The following is a 19,587-nucleotide window of genomic DNA, read 5'->3' as shown; positions in this document are numbered from 1 at the left end:
TTAGACTTGTATTCGATAGGACAATTTTGTAAAATAGAAAGGTACGCAAAAGGGATTTCCTTAGGGTAATACTTAAGGAGAGTGTACATGGATTACAAGCAATTATATAAGAAACACAAAAAAGCTGTACAATACACAATATGTGCAGTTTTTATAATGATAGCAGGTGTTATATATCTGGCTGGAAGAAAGAATATGTCTGCGTCTGAGGACACATTTGCAGATAAGGGTGTCTTAAAAGGTACAGAAGAAGTGAGTGGTACTGATTATGAAACATTAGTCAGTGACATATATGTGTATATATGCGGACATGTTAATTCACCAGGGGTTGTTAAGTGTCAAAGCGGCATGAGATTATATGAGGCAGTTGAACTGGCGGGAGGGGCTGATGATTCTGCTGATATGTCTTTAGTAAATCTGGCAGAACCGGTTAATGATGGGGAACGTATATATATACCATCATATGGTGAAGATATACCTGTTATGGAAGAAGAGACAAATGGGCTTATTAATATTAATAAGGCAACGGCTGAGGAACTGATGACGCTTCCGGGGATAGGAAGTTCAAGGGCAGCAGATATAGTAAGTTACAGGACAGATAATGGCAGATTTCAGACCATAGAAGATATTATGAAAGTATCTGGAATTAAGGAAGCTGCATTTAACAAGATAAGGAATTACATATGCGTATGATGAAGGCATATTGGTGAAAAGTAAAAGGAGTGGATTATGGCAGGCAGAGTTTTGGTTGTTGATGATGAGAAAATGATTGTTAAGGGACTTAAGTTCAGTCTTATGCAGGATTACAGTGTTGTAGACTGTGCTTATGACGGAGAGGAAGCCCTTGAATATGCTAAGAACAATGAATATGACATAATCCTTCTTGATATAATGCTTCCTAAGCTTGATGGATTGTCAGTATGCCAGCAGATAAGAGAATTTTCAGACGTTCCTATTATTATGCTTACAGCCAAAGGTGATGATATGGATAAAATACTTGGACTTGAGTATGGTGCAGATGATTATATTACCAAGCCATTTAACATTCTTGAGGTTAAAGCGAGAATGAAAGCAATCTTAAGAAGAAATTCAGTTACAGAAAAGAAGGTTGCAAAGAGTAATATAATTAATGCAGGTGATATGAAGATAGACTGCGACAGCCGTAATCTTTATATTGCGGGAAGACCGATTAATCTTACAGCCAAGGAGTTTGACCTTCTTGAACTGTTGGCAGTTAATCCTGGCAAGGTATACAGCAGGGATAACCTTCTTAAAGCTGTTTGGGGACAGGATTATTCAGGCGATGGCAGAACAGTGGATGTCCATATGAGAAGACTTCGTGAGAAGATTGAAGATAATCCAAGTGAACCAAAGTATGTTCACACTAAGTGGGGAGTAGGTTACTATTTTAATGTTTAATAAAAATAAGAAAAGAAATGACCATAGAAGAATCTTTTTTGACAGGGGATTTGAGTCTTTTTTTAGGTTCATTAATAAATATTCAACAAGACAGTTTGCGGTTGCTGCAGTTATAATTGCGGCGGCTGTAATCAGTACATTTGAAGGATTTGAATATATATATAAGGAGTCTGTAATTACAAGACAGACAGCTATAATACAGAATGAAGCTGTTCTTATTGCAGCAGAGTATTCTAATTATGAGAGTCTTGATGCGGCAGAGAATAATAATATGAACAGCAGGCTCAGCAGTTATTCAGCACTTAACCAGATAAGAATAAGAGTTGTTGATCTTAATTATGTTGTCAGTGTTGATACTTATTCAATTGATACGAATAAGACAATTCTTAATTCAAGAGTATTCGATATATTCAGTAATCATAAGAACAGTTCAGGATATGATAAGAAGACCGGCAATATACAGGCTGCAGTTCCTGTATACAATGATTCGGGCACATTTATAGCTGTTCTTATTGCAGATCTTGATTATACAGAGATTGATGCAATGTTTCATGATGTTAACGGACAGAATAATAATATCAAAGTCGTTATCATAACAATATGCCTGGTAGTACTTATTATAGGGATATATTTACTTAACAGACCGGTAAAGCGTGTGCTTGATATTGTTTCTAATGTAAGTGCAGGACACACTGATGAGCGGATTCCTGTTAAAGGTTATACAGAGATACGTGAGATAGCTGATGATTTTAATAACATTATGGACAGGGCTAATGAGACAGATCAGTCCAGAGCAGAATTTGTATCTAATGTGTCACATGAATTAAAGACTCCTATTACGTCAATCAAAGTGCTTGCAGAGTCACTTAATACTCAGGAGAATGTTCCTTTAGAGGTGTATCAGGAATTTATGCAGGATATTGTAAGTGAGATTGACAGGGAAAGTAAGATTATTGAAGATCTTCTTACACTTGTAAGAATGGACAAGTCAGCAGCAATACTTAATATTTCATCTGTTAATATGAACGAGCTGCTTGAGATGACACTCAAGAGGCTTAAGCCATTGGCACAGAAAAAGAATATTGAACTGCTTTTTGAAAGTTTCAGACCTGTTGTTGCACAGATTGATGAAGTCAAGATGACACAGGTTATATCCAACCTTGTTGAGAATTCTATCAAATACAATGTGGAAGATGGATGGGTACATGTTTCACTTAATGCAGACTATCAATATTTCTATATAAGAGTTGAAGATTCAGGAATAGGAATACCAGAAGAAAGCATTAATAAGATTTTTGAGAGATTTTACAGGGTTGACAAGGCAAGATCCCGTGAAACAGGCGGAACAGGACTTGGACTTGCAATCGTGAAGAACATTATTCTCATGCATCATGGTACAATAAAGGTTCACAGTGAAGAGAATATCGGAACAACATTTACAATGAGAATACCGCTTAATTATGTTGACAGCCAGCAGTAATGCAGACAGAAGTATGCCGGTGGAATAATTATAAGCCGTTAAGAATTACAAGATAAAAAGGAGGCAGTTATGATGGGACATATAAGGAAAGCTATTATGAAATTAACATTCGTTATAATTGTTATTTCAGTCACATTTATAACTGTTTCATGTTCTTCGCAGAAGGAAGGAACTGCATATTCTGTATATTATCTTAATGAAGATGGAACATCACTAACTGAAGGCAGGGTGTACATTGAAAGTCAGGATGCTGTTTCTGTTGCAAATGAACTTATTGAAAAAATGAATGTGGCAAAAGGCAGGCATACAAGCATAATTAAGCCAGTGTATGTATCGCAGCCGGCGGTTGAAATTAATGGAATATATGCAGATGTCTATTATGACAGCTCTTATTATGGAATGAAACCAAGTACTGAAGTACTTTACAGGGCAGCAGTTGTAAAAGAATTGTCACAGATAAGTGATGTTCTGTATGTAAGATTTTATGTTGATGGTAAGGATGCTGTGTATGAAGATGGAACAATCATAGGAAATATGAGTGCAGAGGATTTCGTTGATACACAGGAAGGGGATATTGCAGATGTGAAGTGGAAAACAATTAATCTGTATTTCGCTAATAAATCTGGTGATGCTCTTGTAAAGAACAGTCAGAGAATCTGTTATAACAAGAATGTATCTGTAGAGAAGGTTGTTGTAGAACAGCTTATCAAAGGAACAAGTGAAGCAGGATGTTATCAGAGTATACCATCAAGCACCAAGCTTCTCAGCATATCAGTTGTAGACAAAATATGTTACGTTAATTTTAGTCAGGAATTCGTGAATGATATGGTTAATGCCAGGAGTAATATTGCAATATATTCGGTTGTTAATTCACTTGCCGGACTTGATGGTATTGACGGTGTAAAGATTATGGTAAAAGGCAATTCTAATCTGATGTACAGAGATGTTATAAGTCTTGATACAGTATTTTATATGAATAATGAACTTATTAATAAAGATGTAACTGATAATTAGTTGATTATGGTGGTCGTTTCTGGAAAGGATTTTATTGAGAAGGCCATTTTTAGTGGCAGCAGTTCTAAGCGTTGCTGCCGTATATTTTTCTGTATATGCTTCTGCATATATCGTGATTATAGTGGGGATTCTGGTGGCTGCCGGATTTCTCATATATCTCAAGCACACAGGAATCCCCATATTTTATGTGCTTTTTATTATGATGTTTCCAGTTATGTGTCTAAGAACTAAAGATTATACAGATAAGCTGCAGTTTCAGGGAAACCTGTCTGAAAAGTTGTATACTGCAGATGTTAAAGGTTATGTAACGGGCATTATGCGTGGAGACAACTCATATACAATCCAGATAAGGAATGCACGAATAACTCTGGATTCATGTGGAACCCGGTTAAAATGTGGCATAAATATATACTCTAAAGAAGATTCTTTCGTTGCTGGCGATTATGCAAATCTTAAGGTCAGCCTGAAAGACTACAGTATGCCTACCAATGAGGGGCAGTTTAATTCGAGAAAATATTATACATCACAGGGATTCATATATTGTGCAGATGTGATTGAGGTAATAGAAGTAAAAAGGGACAACACGTATCTTTCTTATGTATACAGATTGTCTGAGTCTGTAAAAAATATATATAAAAAAGTGTATTCTTCGCATAATGCCGGAATTATGCAGTCAATTGTGCTTGGAGACAGATCAGGGCTTGATGATGATGTGAAAATGCTTTACCAGAAGAATGGAATATCACATATTCTGGCTATAAGTGCACTTCATGTTTCACTTGTAGGAATGTGTATATATGATTTTCTGAAAAGAAAGACAGGAAGAATAGTATCGGCATGTATCAGTACATTTCTTATCCTGTCATATCTGTGTATGACAGGATACAGTGCATCTGCAAGCCGGGCAGTGATAATGATTCTTGTATATATGCTTGCTGATGTGCTTGGAAGAACGAGTGATGGAGCAAATACACTAGGCATTGCAACTGTTATTCTTCTCTGGATTAATCCGTATAATATTGTTAATTCAGCTTTCTGGCTGTCATTTCTTGCTATGTCAGGAATTATATTTGTTAAACCGCTGCTCTCTGATGATAAATCAATATTAATATATGTAAAACGTCCAGATAAAAAGCATATTACATTCAAGCAAATGATTGTGTTCGGGTTAGCGGATTCAATTATAACAGGAATTAGCATTACAATAACAACACTGCCTGTTATGCTTGTTATATCTGGTCAGGTGCCTGTAATAAGTCTGTTTCTTAATATAATTGTGATTCCGCTTATGTCCGTTATAATGATGAGCGGAATATTTACAGGGATTACAGGAATGTTTTCAATTGGTGCTGCATGCTTTTTTGCAGGTGCTGGTGGGTATATACTTGATTTCTATAATGTGCTTTGTAAAATTTCATCACATTTTAAATATGCTGTAATAGTTACGGGAGCACCGGATAATTCAAGAATTGTGTTATATTTCATGGTTCTTATAGTCTGGGTGCTAGTGCATGTTTTATTAAAGAATAAAAGAGCAGATACTATATGTCTGGGTCTTCTTATGCTGGTTATGACAGGACTTCATTATGATATCAATGCAGATATGAAGGCAGCCATGCTTGATGTGGGACAGGGGGATTCTATTGCTGTGCATACTAAGGATGGTCTGAATGTTTTATTTGATGGAGGAAGCACGACAAAGAAGAATGTTGGTAGATATACTATATACAGTTATCTAAAGCATTGTGGGGTAAGAAAGCTTGATTATGTATTTGTCAGTCATCCTGATAAAGATCATATCAATGGAATATATGAACTTATTGAAATGCGAGACAATACATTTGAGATTGGAACTGTTGTGCTGCCGGAAATCAGGCGGAATATGGCAGTAAAGAAGCAGGTTGATGATGATATGTCGAAGTTAGAGAAGACATTGAAAGCTGCTGGGATTAATGTTGTTTATGCTGTTGCAGGTGATTGTATTAAATCGGGAGAATTTTCGGTTAAGTGTATGCACCCATGCGATGGTTACGATTACGAGTCAGCTAATGATTATTCTGCTGTATATCTTGTAGAATATGGAGATTTTTCTATGCTTATGACAGGTGATGCGGAAAAGAAGGCAGAAAAGTGCATTGTTGAGGATGTCAATAGGATAGCAGGAGATGCTGACACATCAGCACGGCTTGTGTCAGTTAATATATTGAAAGTCGGACATCATGGAAGTAAGGGGGCAAGTTCAGAAGAATTTTTAAGTTATGTAAAGCCTGAAACTGCATTGATATCTTGTGGAGCAGGTAATTCATATGGACATCCTCATACGCAGACTTTACAGAGATTGTCGGGGATTGGAGCAAAGGTGTATAGGACAGACGAAAGTGGAGAGATTGCGGTGCGTGTCAGGGAGGGCTCGTATAAAATTGAGATGTTTAAAAAATTGAAAGGATAGAACCGAGAAGATGCGGAACAGATTGTGAGGAAATATTTTTCAACTTGAACCACTGGTACATATCTGATACTATTATTAAAGATTAGAAACGGAGGCAGCAGGTTTGAAGGTCATAAGTGATGATATTAAGAAGGGTGAATTTAAGAGCGTGTATCTTCTGTATGGAGAGGAAGAGTATCTTAAGAAGCAGTACAGAGACAGATTAAAGAATGCTATAGCTGGTGACGATACAATGAATTATTCATATTATGATTCGGATAATGCCAGCGTTAAGGATATAATTGATGTGTGTGAAACACTGCCTTTTTTTGCCCAGAAGAGACTTGTTATAATGGAAAATACCGGTTTTTTGAAAAGTTCTAATGACGAGCTTGCAGATTATATTAAGCATATTCCTGATTATCTTGTTATTGTTATGGTAGAAAAAGATGTGGACAAGCGTAATAAGGTATATAAGGCGGTTGATTCTGTCGGGTATGTATGCGAGATGAAGCCACAGACAACTGCTACTCTTGAAAAATGGATAGCGGGACTTCTGGCTAAAGATAGTTTAAGAATAAGCCGTGATGCATGTGACCTGATCCTTGATAAGACAGGTGCAGGCATGGATTATATAAAGCAGGAGACTGAGAAGCTTGCAAGTTACTGTCAGGGAAGGGATGTTGTGACAGTAGAAGACGTTGAGAAAGTGTGTGCCACACAGACGACAAGCCATATATTTGACATGATAAGTGCGATTGCCAACAAGAAACAGCAGCAGGCACTTGATTTATATTATGATTTATTGGAATTGAAAGAACCTCCGATGAGAATACTATATCTTATAGTCAGACAGTTTAACGGAATATTGCAGGTGAAAGACCTTATGTCAAGGGGAGTTTCAGGGAAAGAGATTGCCTCAAGGATAGGAGCTGCACCATTTGTTGCCGGTAAATATCAGGCACAGGCAAAATATTTCGAGATGAGTACACTTCTTGATGCATTGAATGAATGTGCGAGAACGGAAGAAGCAGTTAAGCAGGGAAGGCTTAATGACAGGCTGGGAGTAGAGCTTATTATAATTAAATACAGTAAATAAAAAAGAACCCGGTGCGAGTGGGTGTCAGCACCGGGTTCTTTAAATTATTAAAATTCTTATTAAGCCATTGCGTTAACAGCTTTAGTAATGTGAGATACTTTTCTTGCAGCAGCGTTCTTGTGGAAGATTCCCTTAGAAGCAGCTTTCTCGATCTCAGCTATAGCAACAGGGAGAGCTTCGTTAGCAGCAGCCTTGTCACCAGCAGCAACAGCAGCCTCTACCTTTTTGATATAAGTCTTAACTCTAGACTTAATCGCCTTATTTCTTTCAGCTCTTACCTGACTTGTAATTACTCTCTTCTTAGCAGATTTAATGTTAGCCAATCCGTACACCTCCAAATCATAATTCAATAATAATATCTGTTTCGCATTAAAGCCGGACACGGACGATCTAATGTAAACATACTCACACATTTTATAGTAGAAAAATCTATATGTCAAGAACCAAATGAAGATTTTAGTATAAAAATTTGATTTTTCTACACAATATGTTGTGAGGTGATATGAAAAATGGATAATATCGTGGTGAGAACTGACCTTGCAGTCGAAGCTAATGAAGAGGCTATGAATGGTAGTGGAAGACTAAAAGGCATCAGATTAAGGGAAAGTAAGAAATCAAGAATGGGTGTTAAAGTCACAGAACTACAGGTAACAAATCATTTGGGCGAAGCCGCAATAGGAAGACCTAAGGGAACGTATCTTACAATAGAAGCAGATGAGATTACAGGCGGTGACGAGGACTATGCCAAAGAGGTCATATCTACACTTGCAGGATATATATTCAAGCTTTTAAAACGGATGAATAAGAATGTAAAACCAGAGAGAATCCTTGTTATAGGACTTGGCAACAGAAATATAACATCGGATTCATTAGGCCCTGAGGTTGTAGATAACATTTATATTAATATAAGAGAGGGCGGGGATACCGGAGTATGCACGCTTAGTCCGGGAGTTATGGCACAGACTGGAATTGAAACAGCTGGAATTATTAAAGGTGTTGTAAGCCAGATAAAGCCAGATGTATGCATTGCGATAGATGCGCTTGCAGCAAGAAGCGTGAACAGATTAAATAGTACAATACAGCTTTCTGACCAGGGAATTAATCCCGGCTCAGGTGTTGGTAATCACAGAATTGGAATAACTAAGGATAATATTGGTGTACCGGTGCTTGCAATTGGCGTTCCGACTGTTATAGATGCGGAAGGTATTATTCAGGGGGCAGGTAAAATGTATGTAACCCCGAAGGACATTGATTCAGACATCAGGAATATAAGTATTATAATATCCAAAGCAATTAACCGTGTTGGCGTTCATATTCATGGATGACATGAATACAATATAATGGTAACGCAAAACAAGGAGGCTGTATGGGTGATAGGAAGTACAGGCCTGTGTATATGTTTATATTCACAGGCTTAATACTCATGGTGATTATGATGAATTATAGTTTTAATCTTATATATTATGTTCAGAACAGAATCTATGAAAATGCAGTAAAAACGTTGTTTCCTGTAGAAACATATTTTGAAGATAACTATGATGAAAATTCAGGTTCTGTATGGGTTGACTCGGAATATGTTTTCGGAATGACACAGGATGATAAAGTTCCGGCAACGCAGACGGATGAAGGAGTTGTCGAGGCAGGAGCAGGAGCACTTTCACAGGATACACAGCAGAGTGCACCGGGAAATGTCTATAATATATCAGATTTAAGAAATTATGATTTTCTTATGAAATTCTACACAGTCACATCAATTACTAATCTTACACCAGAAATAATGCGTCCTGATGAGTTTCTTGCAAAAGACCTGTCTTTGGAGAAAAATGTGGATTCTCCGCAGATACTGATATTTCACACACATTCACAGGAAGGATTTACGGATACTGCAGAAGGAGACACATCTACAACAATAATCGGAGTAGGCGATTATCTTACAGATTTACTTACTAATACATATGGTTATAACGTATATCATGATACAACTGTATATGATTATGTTGACGGAAAGCTTGACAGAAGTAAAGCGTATACATATGCAGAAGAAAATGTTGCAAGAATACTTGAAGAGAATCCATCAATTGAGGTTGTAATTGACCTTCACAGGGATGGAGTTCCTGATACAACGAGACTTGTAACGGAAGTAAATGGTGTATCAATGTCTAAAGTTATGCTGTTTAACGGAATAAGCTATAGTAAGACAAAAGGAGATATAGGATACCTTTACAATGCCAACAGGGATGATAATCTTGCAATGAGTCTGCAGATGTATCTGTTAGGAGAAGAATATTATCCGGGTTTGTTAAGAAAAATATATATTAATGCATACCGCTACTGCCTTCATATGAAAGGCAGATCAATGCTTATTGAGGCAGGAGCACAGACTAATACCAGTACAGAAGTAAAAAATGCTATGGTACCATTAGCTGATATGCTTGACAGACTGCTAAGAGGGGAGAAAGCTTACACGGAGTGATTGACGTATGTCTTGTTTTTACTTCGCATATTACCTATAATAATTATCACATACTAATAATAGGAGGCAGATATGAGTAGTAACAACATTTTAGCAGACTTACAGCCACAGGCTGTGTTTAAATATTTTGAACAGATATGTGCAATTCCACATGGTTCTGGTAATGTGAAGAAGATAAGTGATTATCTGTGTGAATTTGCAAAAGAAAGGAATCTGTGGTTTAAACAGGATGAAAGTTATAATGTAATAATCAAGAAACCTGCCAGTGACAGTGAAAGCAAGGCGGCACCGGTTATTCTGCAGGGACATATTGATATGGTAGCAGTAAAGACAGATGATAAGGTTAAAGATATGGAAAAGAAGGCCTTGACCTGTATATAGAAGACGGATATGTCAAAGCCGACCGCACAACTCTTGGCGCAGATGACGGAATAGCAGTAGCTTACGCACTTGCAATATTGGATAGTAAGGAAATGAGCCATCCACCAATAGAGGCTGTCTTTACAGTTGATGAAGAGGTTGGGATGACAGGTGCAGAGGCGATTAATCTTGACTGCCTTGATGGTAAGATTATGCTTAATATAGACTCTGAAGAAGAGGGAATATTCCTTTCGGGATGTGCAGGCGGAGCAACTTTAAAGGCTTCTTATCCATTGAATAAATCGGACATTACAGGAACAAAGATTACAATAAAGATTAACGGACTTACAAGCGGACATTCTGGAACAGATATAATATGCCAGCGTGCTAATGCTAATATTCTGATGGGACGACTTCTTTTTGCAGTTAAAGAATGTGTTAATATTGTAAGCATATCGGGTGGTGAAAAAGACAATTCTATAGCTCCATTTGCCAATGCGGCAATAATGACTCAGGAACCAGATAAGGTTACCGAGCTTCTTAATAATACTGCAAATGTATTAAAAGAGGAATATTCAGTAACAGACTCACAACTTATTATTACAATAAAAAATGAAGCTGAAAGCAGATGCCAGGCATGTGATGATAAAACAAGCCAGATGATAATAAATGTGCTTAATTATATACCTGATGGTGTTATTAAGATGAGTAATGATATTAAAGGTTTGGTGCAGACATCACTTAATCTTGGTGTTGTTAGTTCTGATGAATCAGCATTTTATACAACATATCTTGTAAGGAGCAGTTCCCAGAGCGAGAAAGAATACCTTACAGATAAAATTGGAGCGATGACTGATTATCTTGGTGGAACATATGAACTTGCAGGAGTATATCCGGCATGGGAATTTAAGAAAGATTCTGCGATAAGAGACATGCTGTGTGATTCTTATAAGAAGCTTTTTGGAAAGGATGCGCTTGTAGAAACAATGCATGCAGGTGTCGAATGTGGAATTATGGCAGCTAAGATTGACGGACTTGACTGTGTATCTTTCGGCCTGATATAATTGATATTCATACTGTCAAAGAGAAACTTGATATTGAATCAACAAGAAGAACATGGGAACTTATAACTGAAGTTCTTAAACAGCTTGCATAACTTAATAACTATATCTTGTATATGTCGTATCCGGGGAAATGCATTTTTGCAAGCAGAAACCTACCAGATACGACATTTTTATACCGATTATAACATAAAAATGACGGATTATAACAAAAAGGTCACAATACTATATATATTATTGACAAATATTATATATTAATATAATCTTATACTCGTACAAAACATTTATATTTATCCATGCGCAGGGATATGAGAATTTGAAAGGGAAAGGTATATGGAGTATAAGAAGTTTGTCGAATATATTAAGAAGAATACAGAGTATATTGCAGGAGAGGGAGGCAATGTTACTATCAACCATGTGATTAAGAATAATGGTTGCGAGATGGATGGACTTGTAATTATGGAAAAGGGGAAGGATATTGCACCGACTATATATCTTGAGGGGTTTTATGAGGAGTATACCCGGGGAGAGAATATCAGAAATATTATAAAACAGATTGAGACTGTATATGAGGAGAATAAAAATAATGTCACATTTGATGTTAATATTCTTAAACAGTTCGAGACAATAAAAGACAAGATTGTCTATAAGGTTGTCAATTACAGAAGCAATGAAAAGCTGCTTGAGCAGGTTCCGCATAAAAGAATACTTGATCTTGCTGTGGTGTTTTATTGTCTGCTGGACAAGGAATACGAAAAAAGTGCGACAGCGCTTATATACAATAATAATCTTAAGAACTGGAAAGTAACAATTGATGATGTTTATAAAGCTGCTCTGAAGAATACCCCTGACCTTTTGCATTGCAGGATAAGTTCAATGGCTTCGCTTTTTGAAAAATGTGGGGTTAATGTTGATGGAAAAGAGATTGATTTAAGAGATTATGTTCCATCTGATATGTACATTCTCACTAATGAAACGAAGCTCAACGGTGCAGCATGCATTCTTTATGAGAATGTATTATATGATTTTGCACAGAAGCTTGGTGAGGATCTGTATATACTGCCTTCATCAGTGCATGAGGTTATACTGCTTCCTAAATTGTCTGTGTTCGAGAAGGATGAACTTGTTAATATGGTAAGGGAAGTTAATACTGAAGGGGTAGCAGCAGAGGAAGTTCTGTCGGATCATGTGTATGAGTATAACAGAACCCAGAGACTTATAACTATGTAGAATAATCTAGTTAATAATCAAGTAATGTACATGATGGGATTCGAACCCACGATCTTCCGCTCCGGAGGCGAACGCTTTATCCAGCTAAGCTACATGTACATAATATATATTAATTTATATTCTTATCTAATATACATTATTAAATTAAAACCCGCAACAATTGAATTAATTTTTTTCTTTTGTTAAAATTAATACATCTGTATTATAAAAATTGGAGGGAGAATGTCAGAGCGTATTAATAAATATCTCAGTGCCCATGGAGTCTGTTCAAGACGAGAAGCTGACAGGATGATACAAGAAGGACGTATCACAGTTGATGGCAGGATTGCAGCTATGGGTGAGATGGTAGAGAACAATACAATTATATGTGTTGATGGCAGAAAGATAGACAGCAGCACACCACCACAGGTAGTCATAGCTTTTAATAAGCCTGTTGGAATTGTATGTACCACAACTGATAAACAGGGGAAGAATAACATAGTAGATTATATAGGATATAAAGAACGAATATATCCTGTAGGCAGACTGGACAAGGATTCTGATGGACTTATACTGCTTACTAATGATGGTGACATGATGGACAAGCTGCTTCGTTCTGTTAATGGACATGAGAAAGAATATATTGTCTCAGTTAATAAACCAATTAATAGAGACTTTATAAAGAGAATGTCGGGGGGAATATATCTTAAGGAACTCGACAGAACTACAAGAAAATGTGTTGTAGAAAAGATATCAGACAGGACATTCAGAATAATTCTTACACAGGGACTTAACAGACAGATAAGAAGAATGTGTTCAGAATGTGGATATAGTGTAACTAAACTGACAAGAATAAGAATTATGAATGTGCAGCTTGGCGATTTAAAGTCAGGCGAGTACAGAGAGCTTGACGGAAAAGAACTTAATACACTTTATGAGCAGATATATAAGTAGTTATGTAAGGAGTGGATTATGGATTTATTACAGGAATATTCAGAACTTAAGAAGACTATAGATTATCATATGGACAGATATTACAATCAGGACGAACCAGAGATAAGTGATTATGAGTATGATAAGCTTATGATAAGGCTTAAGGAGATTGAGAAAGAGCATCCTGAATGGGTGACAACTGATTCACCTTCACAGAAGATTGGTGGAACTGTCAAAAGAGAAGCCGGAGTCAAGGTGACTCATAATGTACCTATGTTATCTATAGAAGATGTGTTTTCAGAAGATGCAGTGTGTGCATGGATTGATAAGGTTCATGCCATGCATCCTGACTGCACATTTTCAGTAGAGACTAAGATTGACGGCTTAAGCATGAGTTTAAGATATGCAAAAGAAGCTGATGGAAAGCTGCATTTGCAGTTGGCAGAGACAAGAGGAGACGGTCTTATTGGTGAGGATGTTACAGCTAATGCAAGGGTAATTGGTGATGTATTACAGGTTATTGATCTTCCTTATGATTCACTGGAACTTCGTGGTGAAGTGTATATGAGCCATGAGGATTTTGAAAAATATAATGAAGAACAGGAAAGACTTGAGAAAAAGACAGCTGCTAATCCTAGAAACCTTGCAGCCGGAACATTAAGACAGCTTGATACTTCAATTACTAAGAAGCGAGGCCTTAAGATGTTTGTCTTTAATGTACAGGACGGACCAGCTGAGATTATGGAAAGCCACAATAAGGGAATGGATATATTAAAAGCAGCAGGTGTGCCGGTTGTATATCATAAGATATGCAAAACAAAAGATGAGGTTGTCAGTGCCATTGATGAGATAGGAAGAATGAGAGAAGAACTTCCATATGATATTGATGGGGCTGTTGTTAAGATTGACCATATTGCTTTCAGACAGGAGTTTCCGGCAGGAAGTAAGTATTCAAGCGGACATATTGCATACAAATATCCGCCAGAAGAAAGAGTTGTTGTTATGGATGATATTCTTGTAGATGTGGGAAGAACAGGAAAACTTACATTTACAGGAATATTCCATGATTCGGAAACCGGAAAGCCTGCAAGGCTGTGTGGTACAAGTGTATCAAGAGCTACTCTTCATAATCAGGATTATATTACACAGATGAATGTAGGAATAGGTGGAGAATATAAACTGTTTAAGAGTGGTGAGATTATTCCTAAGCTTAATGGCTGCGTAAAGGTACCTGAGCATGTATTTGAAGCACCAAAGGTATGTCCTGTATGTGGAGAGCCTCTTATAAGAGAAGAAGATACAGCAGATATAAGATGCGTCAATCCTTCATGTGCAGCACAGTTGTCAAGAACAGTGGCGTATTTTACATCACTCGACTGCATGAATATTATGGGTCTTGGTGAAACTCTTGTTGATGCTCTTATAAAATATGGATATATACACAATTATGCTGATATATATACATTGAAAGAACACCGTGATGAACTGATTGAAAAGGGAATTATAGGAAAAGAGAAGAATACTGATAAGCTGATTGCTGCTATTGAGAAGTCTAAAGAGAACACACCGGACAGACTGCTTACTGCACTTGGAATAAGAAATGTTGGCAAGAATACAGCCAAGCAGATTATGAATTATTATGATAATCTTATGGCGCTTGCTGATGCGGGCGAAGAAGAACTGCAGAATATTCCTGATATAGGTGCAACTACAGCTAAATGTATACATGACTTTTCCATGATGAAGCTAATATTGAATTGCTGGAAAGGTTAAAACAGTCAGGTCTTAATATGCAGATGCCAGAGAAAAAAGAAATGTCAGATAAGCTTGAAGGAAAGACGATTGTTGTAACAGGAAGCTTTGATAATTACAGCCGTAAGGATATGGAAGAACTGATTGTTTCTAATGGAGGCAAAGCAACAGGAAGTGTCAGCAAAAAGACTGATTATCTTGTTGCAGGAGAGGCAGCAGGCTCTAAGCTTGATAAGGCTAATTCACTGGGGATTAAGGTGCTTACGATTGATGAATTTATGGAAATGATAAAGTAGAGAAATAACAGGTTGAACAATTCGCTGATGCGATTGAAACATCATATAAAGAATCTCTTTCAGAATCAAGTTCAGCTTCTTGCAGATACAGAGAAATACATCAAACAGATGAAGTGTACAGAGTAATGGAGAAGTGGAAAGAATTATATGGAGGATGATTTTTTAGTATAAACAAATAAATAATAAACTCTTTGTCTTTAAAACATAAAATCCATGTACTTGCCAAATATAAGTACATGGATTTTTGTATTTTAATATTAAGCGTATTTATCTATAAAATCACATTTAAATGCAATAATTATCATAACTCTCGTTAAGGTCATAAGGAGTTATCTGGTATACATAATAATTCAGCCAATTCGTATAGAGGTTGTTAGCGTGGCTTCTCCATGAAAGCAATGGTTTTCTGTTGCAGTCATCATCCGGATAATAATTAACTGGAAGGTTAGGTTCAATTCCTTTGTCAATGTCACGCTTATATTCCTGATCAAGAGTTAATCTGTCATATTCAGGGTGTCCCATGACAAATATTTCTTTTCCACCATCACCAAGAACAATATATATTCCTGCTTCATCTGAATCTGCAAGAATTTTAAGTCTTGGATTATCCAGAATCTGCTGTCTGCTTGCCTGTGTATATCTTGAATGTGGTGCCATGAATACATCATCAAAGCCTCTTACTAAAGGCTCTTTTCTATTCATAACTCTGTGTTTGTATACACCCGAAAGTTTCTTAGAAAGTAATTCTTTCTTGACACCATAATGATAATATAATCCTGCCTGTGCGCCCCAGCATATATGAATTGTTGATGTAACATGCTTCTTAGACCACTCCATTACTGTTGTAAGTTCATCCCAGTAATTAACCTCTTCAAAGTCAAGTTTCTCGACAGGTGCTCCCGTAATAATCATTCCATCATAATTATTATTCTTAATTTCTTCAAAAGTCTGATAAAACTTCTTAATATGTGAAGCTGATGTATTCTTTGAAACATGTGATGACATCTGCAAAAATGTAACATCTATCTGTAAAGGTGTATTAGACAGCCCTCTTAAAAGCTGTAATTCTGTATCCTGCTTTATAGGCATAAGATTAAGAACTATTATCTCCAAAGGTCTTATATTCTGTGAAATAGCTCTGTTTTCGTCCATGACGAATATATTTTCTTCTTCCAATTCTGCTTTAGCTGGCAAATCACTCTGTATCTTAATTGGCATTATTATTCCTTCTTTCTGTTATCGTTGTTGTCTGATTATATCATATCACTTTCAATAACTGTACTAATGGAAGTGAATTTTCTTTACATTTTTTGAACTTTAGTATCAAACATTTTAAAATTATGCTATTTAATTTAAATATTGGAAGAACAAATTGAGTAAAAGTAGATATATTATAGAAAAAAATAATTTTTTAGAGTCTTGTAAGAAAGCTGGTAAGTTATTTGGCAAAAGAAAATAAAAAGAGCATGATATATCTGCATGGATAATGAGGAGTATTATAGATTTTGCATATTCTTTATTAGATGAAGTAATAGGGTTTAACCCAGTAGAGATTAATATGCAGCCTTTGCATTGCTATGATTCAGAATATAAGCCGATGTATTTGGCATTAAAAGAAGTACATATGAATTATGACAAATAATGTATATTAATTTATTTGATATGCCTTATGTACATCCCACCCTTTAAAAATTCCCAATCCCATGTTATAATCATTAATCATCAGAAAACGGAGATAAGAACATGAGCGTAGTAACAGAAAAGTCAAAGTGCAGAATTCTTAAATTAGCATCAATGCTTGCGGTAACTATGGGAATTATAATGGCATTTTATGCGTTTTATATTATGTCGGAGCTATATTCATTTTCAGCAACAGAGCAGGGAAAGGCATTATATATGATTGTCAAGCTGCTGAATATAGCATTTATAGCAGTTATTGTGGAAGGAGTTTACTTTGCAATTGCTGGATTTTATGGAATGACAAACATAGGTGCTGTTGATGCTGTAAAGAAAATCAAAGTTTATGGAATTGTTATGACTATAGCAGGAGTTGTTGATTTAATAATAGTATTTGTGGTATCTAAGTATTCAATAACTGGTAACACGCTGATTCTTATATGCCTTCCGGTTGTAATAGGAATTATGTATCTTGCAGGTGCATTTTATAATGAAAAGCTGATAAAGAATAATAATGGTGTGGAAGGTGATGGCAATGATTGATCCGAATGGAATAATGCCACTTAATTTCTTTAAATACAAGGGTGTGTATACAGGACAGCACAATGGAATGAGATATATGCTTAAGCAGACAGGAGAAAAGCCTGATTTAAAGCTTTCTGCGTGCGTGTGGAGAGGACCATATGCTTCATGTGCTGTTAAGGAAGAAGATAAGACAACAGAGATATTTGAACTGACAGAAGATGGTCGTCTTGCTGCCGTGGAATGGATAAGGCAGCAGTACGAATCCAGACTTGACTATTGGGAAGCGGCGCCGTCTATAAAGGACGCTGTTCCGATTGTTCATGAATAAAGAGAATAATATATACAATGCAGCATATGGCTGCACCGGTAAGCAGGAGAGTGTATTCTTCTGCTTCTTTTATTATAAGACCAAATACAATGCGGCATATAATTCTTGATGAAAATATAGATATGACCGCAATACATAATGGCACAATTATACTGCCAAACGGGTCTGGCTGGATGTTCAGCTTCTTGTATATATTAAAAATGTAAAGCAGACTCATGCATATGTTGCTAATAAGAACACCATACAGATAACCGGTTATGCCAAGCTTTGGAATAAGCAGAAATACACAGGCAAGCCGGATGATAATTCCGGTTATATTAATTATGAATGTAAGGGTGGTATGTCCCATGCCATTAGTCACGCTTGTAAGGCTGATTTTTAAGTAGAGGAAAGGACACAGCCATGAAAGAATGCAGGTGTATATGTATACAGAGTCTTCGTGGAACATCATTGCACCTAGCGCGCACCATAGTTAATGAATAAAAATATGCTTATAATGCCGAGACTCAAACACATGGAAACTGTTCTTTTTACTGTCACAGCAAGATGGTCAGACAGGACATTCGAACTTTCATCAGATACCTTTGGAAGAAGCATAAGTGCAAATGAATTAGCTGCCGTACATGGAAAAAGCACAAGTGGAAGAGCCATTCCTGTAAGTATACCAAACTGGCTTATTGCATCATCTTTTGACAGTCCATGCATGCACAGGATTGCGGGAATAAGAATTGCTTCTGCCCCTTCAAGCAGATGCAGAATAGTCTGATTGGCGTTAATTGGAAATGCATATTTAACAATATATTTGTATTCACGGAGTGAACAGGACAGCTTCTGCGTCATGCTTTTATTATGAAGGGAACGGAAAAACAGCGGAATAGCACAGTATGTTGCAGCTGCAAGTTCACCGAATATATTACCGGTAACTGCATCAGCAATTGATATTGTTGATACATTTTTTATGCGCACATAAAGTATAATAGTGCCAATACGCACAAGCTGTTCTATAAGCTGCGAGGAGGCAGGCAGAAAAGATTCCTTCTGACTGTAATAGTAATTAGACAAGCAGTTATGTATGCACATGAATGGCAGAGAGATTGCAGTTATACGGATAATTCCCTCACAGCGGCTTTCCATAAATATGTGATTCGCTATGAAATCACTGAATATAAGAAATAAAAACATAACGGCAATTGAAAGAGAAATAGTAATCTTTAATACGCAGAAAAGCCATTTTAGAGATGGTGATGATGCTGAATATTTTGAAACAGCTACAGAAAATCCACTACAGCATACTGCAAATGCAAGCGCAATAAGTGGTATGCACATCTGGAAAAGTCCGACTCCTGAAGCACCTGTATAATTAGTGAGAAGTATCCGAAAATAAAATCCGAGCAGTTTTGAAAGAACGCCGGCAGCTGTAAGTATTATTGCAGATTTGAATATGCCACCTTTTAAGGATAATTTATTATTCATAGCAGACACCACAGATTAACTTATTAACAATATATGCCCTGTCTGAATACAATATTATAA

Annotated in this window: 20 protein-coding genes and 1 tRNA gene; 16 read left to right on the top strand and 5 right to left on the bottom strand. The window is 36.5% G+C overall.

Going from position 1 to position 19,587, the window contains the following annotated elements; translation table 11 throughout:
• The first annotated feature begins 87 nt into the window (after nt 1-87).
• The 6 genes from DW963_RS00800 (at nt 88) to holA (ending at nt 7,440) form a co-directional block, all read left to right on the top strand.
• Nucleotides 88-693 carry a helix-hairpin-helix domain-containing protein gene (locus DW963_RS00800; RefSeq protein WP_117913479.1) on the top strand — a complete coding sequence of 202 codons (606 nt, stop codon included), beginning with the start codon at nt 88-90 and terminating at the stop codon, nt 691-693.
• 36 nt (nt 694-729) lie between these two features.
• Nucleotides 730-1,419 (top strand): response regulator transcription factor, encoded by a 690-nt coding sequence (locus DW963_RS00795; RefSeq protein ID WP_117913478.1) that lies wholly within the window; start codon nt 730-732, stop codon nt 1,417-1,419.
• Complete coding sequence (locus DW963_RS00790) at nt 1,412-2,899, top strand: ATP-binding protein (protein WP_117913477.1); 1,488 nt, start codon at nt 1,412-1,414, stop codon at nt 2,897-2,899. The genes DW963_RS00795 and DW963_RS00790 overlap by 8 nt, the downstream gene beginning before the upstream one ends.
• Before the next feature lie 69 nt (nt 2,900-2,968).
• Nucleotides 2,969-3,913, top strand: a complete 945-nt coding sequence (locus tag DW963_RS00785) for a GerMN domain-containing protein (protein ID WP_117913476.1) — start codon at nt 2,969-2,971, stop codon at nt 3,911-3,913.
• Nucleotides 3,914-3,965: 52 nt separating this feature from the next.
• Nucleotides 3,966-6,362, top strand: coding sequence for a DNA internalization-related competence protein ComEC/Rec2 (locus DW963_RS00780; RefSeq protein ID WP_158568599.1), 2,397 nt, complete (start codon nt 3,966-3,968; stop codon nt 6,360-6,362).
• Between the two features lie 103 nt (nt 6,363-6,465).
• Nucleotides 6,466-7,440: a DNA polymerase III subunit delta gene (holA, locus tag DW963_RS00775; protein ID WP_117913474.1), complete on the top strand. Its 975-nt coding sequence runs from the start codon at nt 6,466-6,468 to the stop codon at nt 7,438-7,440.
• A gap of 59 nt (nt 7,441-7,499) precedes the next feature.
• Here holA and rpsT read toward each other — a convergent pair whose 3' ends face one another.
• Nucleotides 7,500-7,763, bottom strand: coding sequence for a 30S ribosomal protein S20 (gene rpsT, locus DW963_RS00770; protein ID WP_022098190.1), 264 nt, complete (start codon nt 7,761-7,763; stop codon nt 7,500-7,502).
• A 186-nt stretch (nt 7,764-7,949) separates the two neighbouring features.
• Between rpsT and gpr the strand changes: the two genes are divergently transcribed.
• The 5 genes from gpr (at nt 7,950) to DW963_RS00745 (ending at nt 12,564) form a co-directional block, all read left to right on the top strand.
• Nucleotides 7,950-8,765 carry a GPR endopeptidase gene (gpr, locus tag DW963_RS00765; RefSeq protein WP_117913473.1) on the top strand — a complete coding sequence of 272 codons (816 nt, stop codon included), beginning with the start codon at nt 7,950-7,952 and terminating at the stop codon, nt 8,763-8,765.
• 41 nt (nt 8,766-8,806) lie between these two features.
• The gene (locus tag DW963_RS00760; RefSeq protein WP_117913472.1) at nt 8,807-9,913 is read left to right on the top strand and encodes a stage II sporulation protein P; all 1,107 of its coding nucleotides are present in this window, start codon (nt 8,807-8,809) and stop codon (nt 9,911-9,913) included.
• 72 nt (nt 9,914-9,985) lie between these two features.
• Nucleotides 9,986-10,294, top strand: coding sequence for a hypothetical protein (locus tag DW963_RS00755; RefSeq protein ID WP_117913471.1), 309 nt, complete (start codon nt 9,986-9,988; stop codon nt 10,292-10,294).
• On the top strand, nt 10,285-11,337 hold the full coding sequence (pepD, locus tag DW963_RS00750) for a beta-Ala-His dipeptidase (RefSeq protein WP_117913470.1): 1,053 nt from the start codon (nt 10,285-10,287) through the stop codon (nt 11,335-11,337). Before DW963_RS00755 ends, pepD begins: the two co-directional genes overlap by 10 nt.
• Before the next feature lie 330 nt (nt 11,338-11,667).
• Complete coding sequence (locus DW963_RS00745; RefSeq protein ID WP_117913469.1) at nt 11,668-12,564, top strand: DUF5688 family protein; 897 nt, start codon at nt 11,668-11,670, stop codon at nt 12,562-12,564.
• A 25-nt stretch (nt 12,565-12,589) separates the two neighbouring features.
• On the opposite strand, the gene DW963_RS00740 is transcribed toward DW963_RS00745, so the two are convergent.
• Nucleotides 12,590-12,663 (bottom strand) — tRNA-Arg (locus tag DW963_RS00740).
• A 123-nt stretch (nt 12,664-12,786) separates the two neighbouring features.
• Between DW963_RS00740 and DW963_RS00735 the strand changes: the two genes are divergently transcribed.
• The 3 genes from DW963_RS00735 to DW963_RS13860 are packed head-to-tail and all read left to right on the top strand — an operon-like array spanning nt 12,787 to nt 15,524.
• Nucleotides 12,787-13,497 (top strand): pseudouridine synthase, encoded by a 711-nt coding sequence (locus DW963_RS00735; RefSeq protein ID WP_117913468.1) that lies wholly within the window; start codon nt 12,787-12,789, stop codon nt 13,495-13,497.
• Between the two features lie 18 nt (nt 13,498-13,515).
• On the top strand, nt 13,516-15,249 hold the full coding sequence (gene ligA / locus DW963_RS00730) for an NAD-dependent DNA ligase LigA (RefSeq protein ID WP_353652743.1): 1,734 nt from the start codon (nt 13,516-13,518) through the stop codon (nt 15,247-15,249).
• Complete coding sequence (locus tag DW963_RS13860; RefSeq protein WP_353652742.1) at nt 15,234-15,524, top strand: BRCT domain-containing protein; 291 nt, start codon at nt 15,234-15,236, stop codon at nt 15,522-15,524. Before ligA ends, DW963_RS13860 begins: the two co-directional genes overlap by 16 nt.
• 285 nt (nt 15,525-15,809) lie before the next feature.
• Here the strand turns inward: DW963_RS13860 and metA are convergent, their stop codons facing one another.
• Nucleotides 15,810-16,742, bottom strand: coding sequence for a homoserine O-acetyltransferase MetA (gene metA, locus DW963_RS00725; protein ID WP_117913467.1), 933 nt, complete (start codon nt 16,740-16,742; stop codon nt 15,810-15,812).
• Between the two features lie 525 nt (nt 16,743-17,267).
• Between metA and DW963_RS00720 the strand changes: the two genes are divergently transcribed.
• Nucleotides 17,268-17,744, top strand: coding sequence for a hypothetical protein (locus tag DW963_RS00720; protein ID WP_117913466.1), 477 nt, complete (start codon nt 17,268-17,270; stop codon nt 17,742-17,744).
• A complete protein-coding gene (locus tag DW963_RS00715) occupies nt 17,737-18,054 on the top strand; it encodes a hypothetical protein (protein WP_242865576.1) in 318 nt (105 codons plus the stop codon). Before DW963_RS00720 ends, DW963_RS00715 begins: the two co-directional genes overlap by 8 nt.
• Here the strand turns inward: DW963_RS00715 and DW963_RS00710 are convergent.
• A complete protein-coding gene (locus tag DW963_RS00710) occupies nt 18,020-18,505 on the bottom strand; it encodes an MATE family efflux transporter (protein WP_117913465.1) in 486 nt (161 codons plus the stop codon). The two genes, DW963_RS00715 and DW963_RS00710, sit on opposite strands and share 35 nt — an antisense overlap.
• 5 nt (nt 18,506-18,510) lie before the next feature.
• On the bottom strand, nt 18,511-19,527 hold the full coding sequence (locus DW963_RS00705; RefSeq protein WP_117913464.1) for an oligosaccharide flippase family protein: 1,017 nt from the start codon (nt 19,525-19,527) through the stop codon (nt 18,511-18,513).
• Nucleotides 19,528-19,587 lie beyond the last annotated feature (60 nt).

It is taken from the genome of Eubacterium sp. AM46-8 (assembly GCF_003466705.1).
GTDB lineage: Bacteria > Bacillota > Clostridia > Lachnospirales > Lachnospiraceae > Lachnospira.
The sequence above is the reverse complement of the archived record's forward strand: the minus strand, read 5'-3'. Positions and strand labels throughout refer to the sequence as shown.

Bases quoted from the DNA above. Each gene is read 5' to 3' on its own strand.
- DW963_RS00710 (WP_117913465.1), bottom strand. From the start codon at position 18,505: ATGATGTTCCACGAAGACTCTGTATACATATACACCTGCATTCTTTCA.
- gpr (WP_117913473.1), top strand. From the start codon at position 7,950: ATGGATAATATCGTGGTGAGAACTGACCTTGCAGTCGAAGCTAATGAA.
- DW963_RS00785 (WP_117913476.1), top strand. From the start codon at position 2,969: ATGATGGGACATATAAGGAAAGCTATTATGAAATTAACATTCGTTATA.
- DW963_RS00705 (WP_117913464.1), bottom strand. From the start codon at position 19,527: ATGAATAATAAATTATCCTTAAAAGGTGGCATATTCAAATCTGCAATA.
- DW963_RS00800 (WP_117913479.1), top strand. From the start codon at position 88: ATGGATTACAAGCAATTATATAAGAAACACAAAAAAGCTGTACAATAC.
- DW963_RS00720 (WP_117913466.1), top strand. From the start codon at position 17,268: ATGAGCGTAGTAACAGAAAAGTCAAAGTGCAGAATTCTTAAATTAGCA.
- DW963_RS00755 (WP_117913471.1), top strand. From the start codon at position 9,986: ATGAGTAGTAACAACATTTTAGCAGACTTACAGCCACAGGCTGTGTTT.
- DW963_RS00715 (WP_242865576.1), top strand. From the start codon at position 17,737: ATGATTGATCCGAATGGAATAATGCCACTTAATTTCTTTAAATACAAG.
- metA (WP_117913467.1), bottom strand. From the start codon at position 16,742: ATGCCAATTAAGATACAGAGTGATTTGCCAGCTAAAGCAGAATTGGAA.
- DW963_RS00790 (WP_117913477.1), top strand. From the start codon at position 1,412: ATGTTTAATAAAAATAAGAAAAGAAATGACCATAGAAGAATCTTTTTT.
- ligA (WP_353652743.1), top strand. From the start codon at position 13,516: ATGGATTTATTACAGGAATATTCAGAACTTAAGAAGACTATAGATTAT.
- DW963_RS00795 (WP_117913478.1), top strand. From the start codon at position 730: ATGGCAGGCAGAGTTTTGGTTGTTGATGATGAGAAAATGATTGTTAAG.
- DW963_RS00760 (WP_117913472.1), top strand. From the start codon at position 8,807: ATGGGTGATAGGAAGTACAGGCCTGTGTATATGTTTATATTCACAGGC.
- DW963_RS00735 (WP_117913468.1), top strand. From the start codon at position 12,787: ATGTCAGAGCGTATTAATAAATATCTCAGTGCCCATGGAGTCTGTTCA.
- DW963_RS00745 (WP_117913469.1), top strand. From the start codon at position 11,668: ATGGAGTATAAGAAGTTTGTCGAATATATTAAGAAGAATACAGAGTAT.